Genomic DNA, 11,559 nt, shown 5'->3' with positions numbered 1-11,559 from the left:
GCTCGCATCATGACGCCGCCACCTTAGCAGCACGGTCGGGCGCGAAGCAGGCAGGTCGGGAGGTGACTCACCGCGACCTCGGGGGGTACCGCGCAGGACCCCGACCCACGAAGGAGCCTCGATGGACCCCAAGAAGGCAGCCAAGGACGTCGCCGACAAGGTGGCCGATGCCGCGGAGAGCGTGGTCGAGAAGGCCACCGATGCCCTCACCCCGCAGATCCCCGGCGCGCCGGGACCGGCGCCGGCGCCGTTGAAGGAGCCGACCGAGCCGGTGCCGCCGCTGCCCCCGAAGCCGGACCAGGCCGCGCCGCAGGCCCGCACCGCCACCGGTGCTGACACCGGCGCCGACCCGCACGTGCGCACCCAGCAGGGCGCCCACCTGACCACGGCCACGGGCGTGAAGCTGCGCGACACCGACCACTCGCTGAAGGCGGGCAGCCGCGGCCCGACGCTGCTGCAGGACCACCACCTGCGCGAGAAGATCACCCACTTCGACCACGAGCGGATCCCGGAGCGGGTGGTGCACGCCCGCGGCTCGGGAGCGCACGGCTACTTCGAGGCCTACGGCACCGCCGAGTCGATCTGCCACGCCGCGGTGTTCGAGAAGGGCGAGACGACGCCGGTGTTCGTCCGGTTCTCCACCGTGCTCGGCAACCGCGGCTCGATGGACACCGCCCGCGACACCCGCGGGTTCGCGACGAAGTTCTACACCCGTGAGGGCAACTGGGACCTGGTCGCCAACAACATCCCGGTCTTCTTCATCCAGGACGGCATCAAGTTCCCCGACATCATCCACGCCGGCAAGCCGCACCCGGACCGGGAGATCCCCCAGGCGCAGTCGGCGCACGACACCTTCTGGGACTTCGTCTCCCTGCACACCGAGGCGCAGCACCACACCATCTGGAACATGTCGGACCGCGGCATCCCGCGCTCCTACCGGATGATGGAGGGCTTCGGGGTGCACACCTTCCGGCTCGTCAACGCCGAGGGCGTGACCTCGCTGGTGAAGTTCCACTGGAAGCCCAAGCTGGGCGTGCACTCCCTGACCTGGGAGGAGGCGCAGATGCTGGGCGGCGTGGACCCCGACTTCCACCGCCGCGACCTGGCCGACGCGATCGAGTCCGGCGCCTTCCCCGAGTGGGAGCTGGGCGTGCAGGTGTTCGAGGACAACCCGGAGCAGGTCTTCGAGGGGATCGACCTGCTCGACCCCACGAAGATCGTGCCCGAGGAGCTGGCCCCGGTGCAGCCGATCGGCCGGCTGGTGCTGAACAAGAACACCACCAACTTCTTCGCCGAGACCGAGCAGATCGCCTTCCACGCCGGTCACCTGGTGCCGGGCATCGACGTCACCGACGACCCGCTGCTGCAGACCCGGCTGTTCTCCTACGTCGACACGCAGCTGTCCCGCCTCGGCGGCCCGAACTACAACCAGCTGCCGATCAACCGGCCGCACACCGAGGTCAACGACATGTTCCGCGACGGCTTCCACCAGCACGCGGTGCACTCCGGCGTGGCGCCGTACAAGCCGAACACGCTCGACGGCGGCTGCCCGTTCGCGGCCGGCGCCGACCTGAGCGAGGAGCAGACCAAGGCGTTCACCGACGCCGCGGTGCGGGTCGCCGAGTCGACCAAGGTGCGCGAGAACCCGGTCTCCTACGACGACCACTACAGCCAGACCCGCCAGTTCTGGCTGAGCATGTCGCCGGTGGAGAAGGAGCACATCATCCGGGCCTACACCTTCGAGCTCGGCAAGTGCTACGAGCAGGCGATCAAGGAGCGCCAGCTGCAGGCGCTGGCCAACATCGACCCGGTGCTGTGCGCCGAGGTGGCCACCGGGCTCGGGCTGCCGGCCCCGGAGCCGACCGTGCCGCTGACCGACCTGGCGCCCAGCCCGGCGCTGTCCCAGCTGACCGGCGGGCCGTGGCCGGGCGACGGTCGGATGGTGGGCATCGTGGTCGACCCCGACGGCGACCTGGACGGCGTCACCGAGGTGCGCACCGCGATCCTCGCCGCCGGCATGGTGCCGCTGATCTTCGCCCCGCACGGCGGCAAGGTCGGCGGGCTCGACGTGCAGCGCACCTTCGCCACCGGTCGCTCGGTGGAGGTCGACGCGGTGCTCGTGGCCGGCAGCCCCGTGCCGGCACCGGACGCGCGCCCGCTGCGTGAGGAGAAGGCCGGCGCCGCCGACACGCCCACCCTGGACCCGCGGGTCACGATGCTGCTCGAGGAGTGCTTCCGGCACGCCAAGGCCATCGGGGCCTGGGGCGCCGGGGTCGACGCCCTGGCCGCGGCCGGCATCGCGACGGACGCACCCGGCGTGGTGACCGGCTCCGCAGGGGCCGAGGTGCTCACCGAGGTGCAGACCCTGATGGGCACGCACCGCGCCTGGGAGCGGCTCGGCGCCCCCGTCGCCTGAGCGACATGAGCGACACGTGGGGCCCCGGTCCAGACGGACCGGGGCCCCACGTGCCTAGCCTGGTGTCGTGACCAGGCTGCTGATCGTGCACCACTCGCCCACCCGGTCGATGCGCTCGCTGCTCGACCGGGTGGTCGCGGGTGCGCACGACGAGGACGTGCAGGCCGGCGCCGGGGTCGAGGTCGTCGTACGCCCGGCGCTGGAGGCCGGTGCGGAGGACGTGCTGGACGCCGACGGCTACGTGCTCGGCACGACCGCGAACTTCGGCTACATGTCCGGGGCGCTCAAGCACTTCTTCGACACCACGTTCCTCGCCGTGGGCGGCGAGCTCGACCCCGGCGGCGCGCCCGGCTCCTCGGCGGGCGCCACCGCCGGGCGACCCTATGGGCTGTGGCTGCACGGCCGCTACGACCTCACCGGGGCCCAGCGCTCGGTGGAGTCCATCGTCGGCGCGCTCGGCTGGCGCCAGGGGTACGACGCCCTCGGCGTGCTCGGCGACGTGGACGACGCCGCGGAGCAGGAGGCGTACGCGCTGGGCGCTACCATCGCCGCACTGCTGGCCGGTTGAGGGGGCCACGGACCGTGTCGCCGAAGGGAGCCCGCACGATGTCGTACCGGCGTGGCCTCGCTCCGGCCCTGCTCGCCCTGCTGCTGCTCGCGGTGGGGTCGGCGTGCGGCGCCGAGGACCAGGGGCAGAACTCCGACCCGGACCTCGTCGATGCCGTCGAGGTGCCCACCACCGGCCTGTGCCGCGTGCTCACCCCCGACGACGTCCGGCTGCCCGCGAACGCGACGAAGCCGGTGCCGTGCACCCAGGAGCACACCGCTGAGACGTTCGCGGCCGGTGAGCTGCCTCCCGACCTGAGTGATCTCGACTACGACGACCCCGCGCTCGGGGCGTTCGCCTACAAGACGTGCTCGGCGGCCTTCGCGGACTTCGTCGGGGCCGACGAGAGCCTGGTGCTGCGGACCACGATCAGCTGGGCGTGGTTCCGGCCCTCGGAGAAGGCGTGGAACAAGGGCGCCCGCTGGTACCGCTGCGACGTGATCGGCGGCAACGCCGCCAGCGCGTCGTACCGGCCGCTGCCGCAGACCGCCAAGGGGATGCTGGCCGGACGCCCGAAGGACACCTGGCTCAGCTGCGCGCGCGGCCCGTCCGTGGCCCAGGGCGAGAAGGTGCCGTGCTCGGAGAAGCACGACTGGCGTGCGGTGACGACCGTCAAGATCGGCGACCCCGACGACAAGTACCCCGGGGACCGGGTGATGGAGAGCCGCACCCGCTCGTTCTGCTCCCAGTCGGTCAAGGCCTGGCTGAACTACCCCACCGAGTACGAGTTCGGCTTCACGTTCTTCCACGCCGCCGAGTGGAAGGCGGGCGTGCGCCGCTCCGTGTGCTGGGCACGGACGAGCGAATGAGCCCGCGCGCCGCGCGTCGCCTCGGCAGCCTCGCGGCCGCCGTGCTGGTCGCGGTCACCTCGGCGGGATGCTCCGGCTCGGACGAGCCCGACAAGGACCCCGGCCCGCGCGCGCAGCAGACCACGGCCGCCCCGCCGTCCGCCGGTCCCGCTGCCGGGGCGTGCTACCGCCTGCCGTTCGACGCCGCCGTCGCGCCCACCGCGGATGCCGACCCGGTTCCGTGCAAGCAGAAGCACACCAGCGAGACGGTCGCGGTCGGACGGATCGACGCCGTGGCCGACGGCCACCTGTTGGCGGTGGACTCCGCGCAGGTGCAGGCCCGGGTGGCGAGACAGTGCCCGAAGGCACTGGCCCGCTTCGTGGGCGGCAGCACCGATCGGCTGCGGTTGAGCATGATCCGGCCGGTCTGGTTCACCCCCACCGTCGCCGAGTCCGACGAGGGCGCCGAGTGGTACCGCTGCGACGCCGTGGTCCTGGCCGGTCCCTCGACGCTGGCCGAGCTCACCACGAGCATCAAGGGCGCGCTGCGCGGCTCCCGGGTGCCCGATGCCTACGCCATGTGCGGCACCGCGGCGCCGGACGCCAAGAACTTCGAGCGGGTGCCGTGCTCGGCCAAGCACAGCTGGCGCGCCATCGAGGTCGTCCCCTTCGACTCCGCCCGCTACCCCGGCACCGCGAAGGTGAAGGCCGCCGGCCGCGGCCGCTGCGAGGACGCCGCAGCCGACCGCGCCGAGGACCCGCTGGAGTTCCGCTGGGGCTACGAGTGGCCCACCCGCGCGCAGTGGCAGGCGGGCCAGACCTACGGCCGCTGCTGGGTGCCGGACCCGACCTGAGCCCTCAGAAGCCCAGCTTGCGCAGCTGGCGCGGGTCGCGCTGCCAGTCCTTGGCGACCTTGACGTGCAGGTCCAGGTAGACCGGCGTGCCGAGGAGCGCCTCGATCTGCTGACGCGCCACCGTGCCCACCTGACGCAGCCGCGCGCCCTTGCGGCCGATCATGATGCCCTTCTGGGAGTCCCGCTCGACGTAGACGTTGGCGTGGATGTCGAGCAGCGGCCTGTCCGCGGGCCGGTCCTCGCGCAGGCCCATCTCCTCGACCACCACCGCGATCGAGTGCGGCAGCTCATCACGCACGCCGTCGAGGGCGGCCTCGCGGATCAGCTCCGCGGCCAGCACCTCCTCAGGTGCGTCGGTGAGGTCACCGTCGGGGTAGAGCGCCGGCCCCTCCGGCATCAGGGCGACCAGCAGCTCGGCGAGGAGGTCGATCTGGTCGCCGGCCACCGAGGACACCGGCACGATCTCGGCCCACTCGGTGCCGGTGCTGCGGCCGAGCTCGACGATGTCGAGGAGGTGCTCGGCGATCCGCTCGGGCGTGGCCAGGTCGGTCTTGGTCACCACCGCGATCTTCGTGGTACGACGCACCTTGGCCAGCTCGTTGACCAGGAACGTGTCGCCGGGGCCGATCTTCTCGTCGGCGGGGAAGCAGACCGCGACCACGTCGACCTCGGCCCACGTGGTCTTCACCAGGTCGTTGAGCCGCTCCCCCAGCAGCGTGCGGGGACGGTGCAGCCCCGGGGTGTCGACGAGCACGAGCTGGCCGTCGGGGCGGTGCAGGATGCCGCGCACCACGGTCCGCGTGGTCTGCGGCTTGTCCGAGGTGATCACGATCTTCTGCCCGACCAGCGCGTTGGTCAGCGTGGACTTGCCGACGTTGGGCCGGCCCACGAAGCAGGCGAAGCCGCTGCGGTAGCCCTCGGGGACCTCCCCACCGAAGCCGCCGACCGCGGGCGCCGGGGGCGGCAGGGCACCGAACTCCTCGTCGAAGTCGTCGTCCTCGTCCTCGAAGTCGTCGTCGTCCTCGTCGGCGTCCTCGTCGGCGTCCTCGTCCTGGAGGTCGGGGGCGGCGTCCGGCGCGTCGGTCTCACGCGGTGCGTCGGGCTCGTTGCCCTCGCCCGGCGCGGGCTGCGCGGTGGGGTCGGAGGCCTCGGTGGTCTCGTTGGCCTCGGTCGGCTCGGTCACTGCTGTGCTCCCTGTGCTGCGTCGTAGTCGGCCCAGATCTCCTCGTCGGACTTCCCGGCGGCCTTGCCGGCCCGCCAGATCGGTCCCGGGTCCACCGCGCGGGGCTGTCGCTGGGTGACCGAGCGCCAGTAGCCCATCACGTCGTAGTGCGTGCTCGGCAGCTTCCGCTCCCGCATGAGGTGCTTGCGGATGGCGCGCATCTGCGCAGACTCCCCCGCCATCCAGAAGTAGCCCGGGCCCTCGGGCCAGTCCAGCTCGGCGACCACCTCGGCGAGCCGGCTCTCGCCGTCTCCCGGCAGCCAGGACACCTCGACCGTGTCGGGGAAGTAGCCGGCGACGCGGGAGTCGGCGGGCACCTCGGCCACGACCCGGGTGGGCAGCGCGGCGCCGTGCTCGACGGCGATGCGGGCCATCGCGGGCAGCGCGGTCAGGTCGCCGACCAGCAGCAGCCAGGAGGCGTCGGCGGGCGGGGCGAAGGAGCCCTTCGCCTCGGTGATCGTCACCTGCTGGCCGACGGGGTCGCCGAGCGCCCACTCGGTGACCAGCCCGACCTCGTGCACGACCACGTCGAGCACGATCCGCGACCCCTCGTGGGAGCGCACGGTGTAGTACCGGCTCTGGAACTGGCCGGGCACCACCAGGCCGACCCACTCATCAGCGATGCCGGTGCTGGTGAAGCCCGGCACCTCCAGCGTCAGCCGCACCAGGTGGGGGGTGACCTCGTCGCGGGCGACGACGGTGCCGGTGTGCTGCTGGGCCCTGGTGCTCACCGGCCAAGGCTACCGGTGGGGACTCAGAACTCGTGCCTCAGCGGGTAGCCGCTGACCCCGTCGACGGTCTTCGTGGCGAGCACGTGGTGCAGCTGGATCTCGTTGCGCTCGAAACCGATGCGTGAGCCCGCCATGTACAGGCCCCACACCCGCGCGGTGCCCTCGTTCGTCTCCGCCACGCAGGCGTCCCAGTTCTCGGCGAGGTTGCGGCACCAGCCCGCGAGGGTCTTGGCGTAGTGCTCGCGGAAGTTCTCGTGGTGCTGGACCTCGAGGCCGGCGTCCTCCACGGCACGCACGATGGTGCCGGACCCGGCCAGCTCCCCGTCGGGGAAGACGTAGCGGTCGATGAACGCACCGGCGTGGGCGCTGCCGCGGTTGTCGTGGCGGGTGATGCAGTGGTTGAGCATCCGCCCCTGCGGCTTGAGCTTGTCGTGGATGAAGGCGAAGTACGCCGGGTAGTTGGCCACGCCGATGTGCTCGGTGAGCCCGATCGAGCTGACCGCGTCGAAGTCGGTCTCGGCGACGTCGCGGTAGTCCAGGTGCCGGACCTCGGCGAGGTCGTCGAGCCCCTGGCGCTTGATCTCGTTCTGCGCCCAGGTGGCCTGCTCACGCGAGAGGGTCACGCCCAGGGCCTTCACGCCGTAGTGCCGGGCGGCGTGGCGCACCATGCCGCCCCACCCGCAGCCCAGGTCGAGCAGCCGCTGGCCGGGCTTGAGGTCCAGCTTGCGGCAGACCAGGTCGTACTTGTTCTCCTGCGCCTCCTCCAGCGAGGCCTGCGGCGTGGGGAACACCGCGCAGGTGTAGGTCATCGACTCCCCGAGGACGTGCTCGTAGAAGGTGTTCGAGACGTCGTAGTGGTGGTGGATCGCATCCGCGTCGCGCTGCTGGGAGTGCCGACCCCACGAGGTCAGCGCGCGCATCCCTTCCGCGCGGCGGCGCCACGCCGGCAGGTGCTCCTGGGCCGGCGGGTGCGGCGGCACCAGGTTCCCCACGCCGAGCGCGGCCACGAGGCCGGCGAGCTTCGCCGGGTTGGGGATCTTGAAGCCGGTGTGGCCCTTGAGCCGGGCGATGGCCTCGTACGGGTCGCCGGGGTGCACCCCGTGCAGCACCAGGTCGCCGGCGACGTAGGCGCGGGCCAGACCGAGGTCGCCCGGGGCCGTCATCATGTAGGCCAGACCGCGCCGGCTGGTGATCTCCAGGCCGTAGGGGACGCTCTCGTCGCCGGCCACCGAGCCGTCGTAGGCGCGCAGCCAGAGGGGGAGGCCGCCGGGGAACAGGGACGCGATCGTCGGTGCGATGAACGTGCTGCTCATCTGCTCTTCACCGCCTTGTCGTAGAGAGTCGTCAGTCGACCGTCGGGGTCGAAGCGTCGCTTCACCTGCGCCAGGTGCGCGGTGTTGTACAGGGCGTCGAACGTCTCGGCGTCGTAGAAGGCCTCCGAGTACAGCGACTTGTGCCCGCCCAGCTCGTGCACCTTCGCCTCGATGGCACGGTTGCGCGGCGCCTGTGACGCGTCGGGGCCGACGTGCACCGTGCCCCAGAAGCCGATGTTGACGTAGAGGCGTCGGGGCTCGAGCGGGTACGTCGGCCACTGGGCGCCCGAGACGGTGCCGGTGGAGACCAGGGGGCACAGCCACACCGGCCGCATCCCGACCTCCTCGTCGAACCAGCTCAGGAACTCCCCCAGTCGCTCGAGGGGCACCTCGACGTCCTGCACCACCCGCTCGCGCTGCGGGCGTCCGGCGCGCCGGTCGAGCCGGTCGGCGATGCCGAAGCGGCGGTCCAGCCCGAGCAGGCGCATGTAGACGTCCGAGCGGCGCAGCCGGCGCGGCCACAGCCGCCGGATCCGCGGGTCCTGGGCACCGAAGGCGCGTGAGCACCAGAACCAGTCGGTGTCCCAGCGCCACAGGTAGTCGTAGGTGGTGAGCCGGTCGGAGTCACGGGTGCGCAGGGAGCGGTAGTAGACGTCGTGGCCTGCGTAGTCGGAGGTGGCGCCGGGCTCGGCGGTCCACCGGGCCAGGGTCAGCACGTGCTCACCGGGGCCGAAGGAGACACCGTCGAGGCCGTCGACCCGTTGGCCGTCGTGCTCCTTGGCGGCGGTGATCTCCTCGATGGCCTTGGCGAGCAGGCCGGTGTCGTCGAAGCGGAGGTGGCGCAGCGCGACGTAGGGCGGGGCCTGCGCGAGACGGATCCGCAGCCGGGTGGCGTAGCCCAGCGAGCCGTAGGAGTTGGGGAAGGCGTCGAACAGCTCCTCGCCCGGGCGGGTGGTGACCACCTCGCCCGCACCCGTGAACACGTCCATCTCCAGCACCGACTCGTGTGGCAGCCCGAGCCGGAAGCTGGTGGCCTCGATGCCCATCCCGGTCACCGCACCGCCGAGGGTGATCGTGCGCAGCTGCGGCACCACGTAGGGCATCAGGCCGTGGGGCAGCGTCGCGTCGACCAGGTCCTCGTAGGTGCACATGCCCTGCACCTCGGCCACCGGACCGTCCGGACCGTCGGTGCGGACCTCGATCACGCCGTCCAGGCCGCTGACGTCGAGACCCGGCGCGTCGGTGGCGGCACGGGCCCGGAAGAGGTTCGTGGTGCGCTTGGCCAGCCGGACCGGCCGGCCCTCGGGCACCGCGTCGTACGACGCCCTCAGCCTGTCGACGGCGCTTCGGTGCTGCTGCCAGCCACGGTCTGCCACCGCTCGAATCTACCCCTGCCCACCCCTCGGCCGTCGAGAGCGAACACAGGAATTTCGTAGCCGGACTCGAGGTGGACGGCGGCCGAAACCGGCGGGTAACCCGGGCTTCACCACCCGGTCGATCACCGGCCCCGGCGGGCGGTGGCGGCCCGGATCGCTCAGAGAGCCGTGGAGCGCGCGATCGTGCCGCGCGGGTCCCCGGTGTGCACCAGCACCCCGCCCTCGGCCGCGAAGTCGGTGAGCACGGCGGCGTCGGGCTCGGTCAGCTCGCCGGCCTCGCCCAGCACCACGCAGGCGCTGACGCCGGTGGAGCCGGAGGCCACGGCCATGGCCACGACGGACTGCACGGCGCTCAGCTGCAGCGACGGCAGGTCGACGGTCGCGGCGGCGTAGGTCCGGCCGTCGGCGTCGCGCACCGCGGCGCCCTCGGCGGCGGAGATCCGGGCGCGGGTGGCGCGAGCGAGCGTGACGAGCTTCTGGTCCTCGGCGGACATCTCGGACATGGGGCCGATTATCGCCGACGCTCTCCCCCACGTGTGCGCCGAGGGGCACCAGCGGCCTGGGCCGGCGGCAGGTCCGGCAGGATGACGCCATGACTGCCTACTGGATCAGCAGCTACTCCGAGATCCTCGACGCGGACAAGATGGCCGCCTACGCCAAGCTCGCGCTGCCCGCCCTGACCGCGGCCGGCGGCACGTTCCTGGCCCGGGGCGTGGCCGAGGCGTGGTGGGAGCAGGGCATCGAGGAGCGTGTGGTGCTGATCGAGTTCGACAGCGTCGAGGCAGCCGTCGCCGCGCACGACTCCCCCGCCTACGCCGAGGCCCTCGCCGCCCTGGACGGCGGCGCGGTGCGCGACATCCGCATCGTCCCTGGAGCCTGAGACCCCGGAGCCTGAGACCCCGGAGCCTGAGACCCCGCAGGCGGAGGCCTCAGACCGCGGCCTCCTCCGGCTCCACCCGGGAGATCAGCACGGTGTCGATCTTCTTGCGGCGACCCCGGGTGCGCTCGGCCTCGAACCGCAGGCCGTGCGCCTCGACCACCGAGCCCGGGATCGGCACCTTGCCGAGGTGCTTGGCGAGCAGGCCGCCGACGGAGTCGACGTCCTCCTCCTCGATGGTGAAGCCGAAGAGCTCGTCGAGGTCGTCGACCGGGTAGCGCGAGGAGACCCGGACGAGGCTGTCCTCGAGGTGCTCGACCTCGACCTCCTCCTGGTCGTACTCGTCGGTGATCTCACCGACGATCTCCTCGAGCAGGTCCTCGATGGTGATCAGGCCCGCGGTGCCGCCGTACTCGTCGACCACGATCGCCACGTGCTGGCGCCGGGTCTGCATCTCGCGCAGCAGGTCGTCGACCGGCTTGGACTCCGGCACCCACAGCACCGGGCGCATGATCTCCTCCACGCGCTGGGTCAGCTCGACGTCGGGGTCCTCGAAGTCACGGCGGACGACGTCCTTGAGGTAGACCAGCCCGCGCACGTCGTCGAGGTTGTCACCGACCACGGGGATGCGGGAGAAGCCCGAGCGCAGGAACAGCGAGAGCGCCTGGCGCAGGTTCTTGTAGTTCTCGATGTAGAGCACGTCGCCGCGGGGCACCATCACCTCGCGCACCGTGGTGTCGCCGAAGTCGAAGACCGAGTGGATCATCCGCCGCTCCTCGGCCTCGATCAGCTCGGAGGCCTCGGCGATGTCGACCATCTCGCGCAGCTCGGTCTCGGTGGAGAACGGGCCCTCGCTGAAGCCGCGTCCCGGCGTGATCGCGTTGCCGATGAGGATCAGCAGCCGCGGCACGGGCCCGAGCACCGCGGTCAGCAGCGACAACGGCCACGCGGCCCACACGGCCACGGTGTCGGCGTGCTGGCGGCCCACCGTGCGCGGGGCGACGCCGATGACGACGAACGACACCACGAGCATGACGCCCAGGACGATCCCGCCGCGCACCCACCAGGCGGCGTCGACACGGTCGTCGACGTGCATCGCCACGATCACGGTCGCCGCGATCTCGCACAGCAGCTGCAGCAGCAGCGCGGTGTTGAGGTGGCGCGGGGCGTCGTCGAGCACGGCGACCAGCCGGGCCGCACCAGCCCGGCCCTCGGCCGCCATCTCCTGCGCGCGGGCGCGCGAGAACCCGGCGATGGCGGCGTCGGCGGCTGCGAAGAGCCCGGCCAGGACGACGAGGAGTGCGGCCGCTGCGAGCGGCCACAGACTGCCGGCGCTCATGCCTTCCAGCGCCCCTCGTCCGGCTGGACGACCGGC

General features: G+C 72.1%; 11 protein-coding genes. 5 read left to right on the top strand and 6 right to left on the bottom strand.

Annotation, left to right across the window (positions count from 1 at the left end; all coding sequences use genetic code 11):
- Positions 1–121: 121 nt before the first annotated feature.
- The 4 genes from KG111_RS05975 (at position 122) to KG111_RS05960 (ending at position 4,665) form a co-directional block, all read left to right on the top strand.
- Positions 122–2,416 (top strand): catalase, encoded by a 2,295-nt coding sequence (locus KG111_RS05975; protein ID WP_205291608.1) that lies wholly within the window; start codon positions 122–124, stop codon positions 2,414–2,416.
- Between the two features lie 67 nt (positions 2,417–2,483).
- Positions 2,484–2,984: a flavodoxin family protein gene (locus KG111_RS05970; RefSeq protein ID WP_205291609.1), complete on the top strand. Its 501-nt coding sequence runs from the start codon at positions 2,484–2,486 to the stop codon at positions 2,982–2,984.
- Between the two features lie 14 nt (positions 2,985–2,998).
- Complete coding sequence (locus tag KG111_RS05965) at positions 2,999–3,832, top strand: septum formation family protein (RefSeq protein WP_249666319.1); 834 nt, start codon at positions 2,999–3,001, stop codon at positions 3,830–3,832.
- Positions 3,829–4,665 carry a septum formation family protein gene (locus KG111_RS05960; RefSeq protein ID WP_205291610.1) on the top strand — a complete coding sequence of 279 codons (837 nt, stop codon included), beginning with the start codon at positions 3,829–3,831 and terminating at the stop codon, positions 4,663–4,665. Before KG111_RS05965 ends, KG111_RS05960 begins: the two co-directional genes overlap by 4 nt.
- Positions 4,666–4,669: 4 nt before the next feature.
- On the opposite strand, the gene era is transcribed toward KG111_RS05960, so the two are convergent.
- The 5 genes from era to KG111_RS05935 form a co-directional block, all read right to left on the bottom strand.
- Positions 4,670–5,632 (bottom strand): GTPase Era, encoded by a 963-nt coding sequence (gene era / locus KG111_RS05955; protein WP_205291768.1) that lies wholly within the window; start codon positions 5,630–5,632, stop codon positions 4,670–4,672.
- A gap of 212 nt (positions 5,633–5,844) precedes the next feature.
- On the bottom strand, positions 5,845–6,618 hold the full coding sequence (locus KG111_RS05950) for a siderophore-interacting protein (protein ID WP_205291611.1): 774 nt from the start codon (positions 6,616–6,618) through the stop codon (positions 5,845–5,847).
- Positions 6,619–6,641: 23 nt separating this feature from the next.
- Positions 6,642–7,931 (bottom strand): SAM-dependent methyltransferase, encoded by a 1,290-nt coding sequence (locus KG111_RS05945; protein WP_205291612.1) that lies wholly within the window; start codon positions 7,929–7,931, stop codon positions 6,642–6,644.
- Positions 7,928–9,307 carry an FAD-binding oxidoreductase gene (locus tag KG111_RS05940; RefSeq protein ID WP_307820540.1) on the bottom strand — a complete coding sequence of 460 codons (1,380 nt, stop codon included), beginning with the start codon at positions 9,305–9,307 and terminating at the stop codon, positions 7,928–7,930. Before KG111_RS05940 ends, KG111_RS05945 begins: the two co-directional genes overlap by 4 nt.
- A gap of 158 nt (positions 9,308–9,465) precedes the next feature.
- Positions 9,466–9,810 (bottom strand): cytidine deaminase, encoded by a 345-nt coding sequence (locus KG111_RS05935; RefSeq protein ID WP_205291613.1) that lies wholly within the window; start codon positions 9,808–9,810, stop codon positions 9,466–9,468.
- Positions 9,811–9,899: 89 nt separating this feature from the next.
- Between KG111_RS05935 and KG111_RS05930 the strand changes: the two genes are divergently transcribed.
- The gene (locus KG111_RS05930; RefSeq protein WP_205291614.1) at positions 9,900–10,187 is read left to right on the top strand and encodes a DUF1330 domain-containing protein; all 288 of its coding nucleotides are present in this window, start codon (positions 9,900–9,902) and stop codon (positions 10,185–10,187) included.
- A 49-nt stretch (positions 10,188–10,236) separates the two neighbouring features.
- Here KG111_RS05930 and KG111_RS05925 read toward each other — a convergent pair whose 3' ends face one another.
- A complete protein-coding gene (locus KG111_RS05925) occupies positions 10,237–11,523 on the bottom strand; it encodes a hemolysin family protein (protein WP_205291615.1) in 1,287 nt (428 codons plus the stop codon).
- Positions 11,524–11,559 lie beyond the last annotated feature (36 nt).

Source organism: Nocardioides faecalis (assembly GCF_018388425.1).
Classification (GTDB): Bacteria; Actinomycetota; Actinomycetes; order Propionibacteriales; family Nocardioidaceae; genus Nocardioides; species Nocardioides faecalis.
Note: the sequence above shows the minus strand (reverse complement) of the source record. Positions and strands in the feature narration are given on the sequence as shown.

Coding starts and splice junctions, on each gene's coding strand:
- KG111_RS05975 (WP_205291608.1), top strand. CDS start 122: ATGGACCCCAAGAAGGCAGCCAAGGACGTCGCCGACAAGGTGGCCGAT.
- KG111_RS05960 (WP_205291610.1), top strand. CDS start 3,829: ATGAGCCCGCGCGCCGCGCGTCGCCTCGGCAGCCTCGCGGCCGCCGTG.
- KG111_RS05945 (WP_205291612.1), bottom strand. CDS start 7,931: ATGAGCAGCACGTTCATCGCACCGACGATCGCGTCCCTGTTCCCCGGC.
- KG111_RS05935 (WP_205291613.1), bottom strand. CDS start 9,810: ATGTCCGAGATGTCCGCCGAGGACCAGAAGCTCGTCACGCTCGCTCGC.
- KG111_RS05930 (WP_205291614.1), top strand. CDS start 9,900: ATGACTGCCTACTGGATCAGCAGCTACTCCGAGATCCTCGACGCGGAC.
- KG111_RS05925 (WP_205291615.1), bottom strand. CDS start 11,523: ATGAGCGCCGGCAGTCTGTGGCCGCTCGCAGCGGCCGCACTCCTCGTC.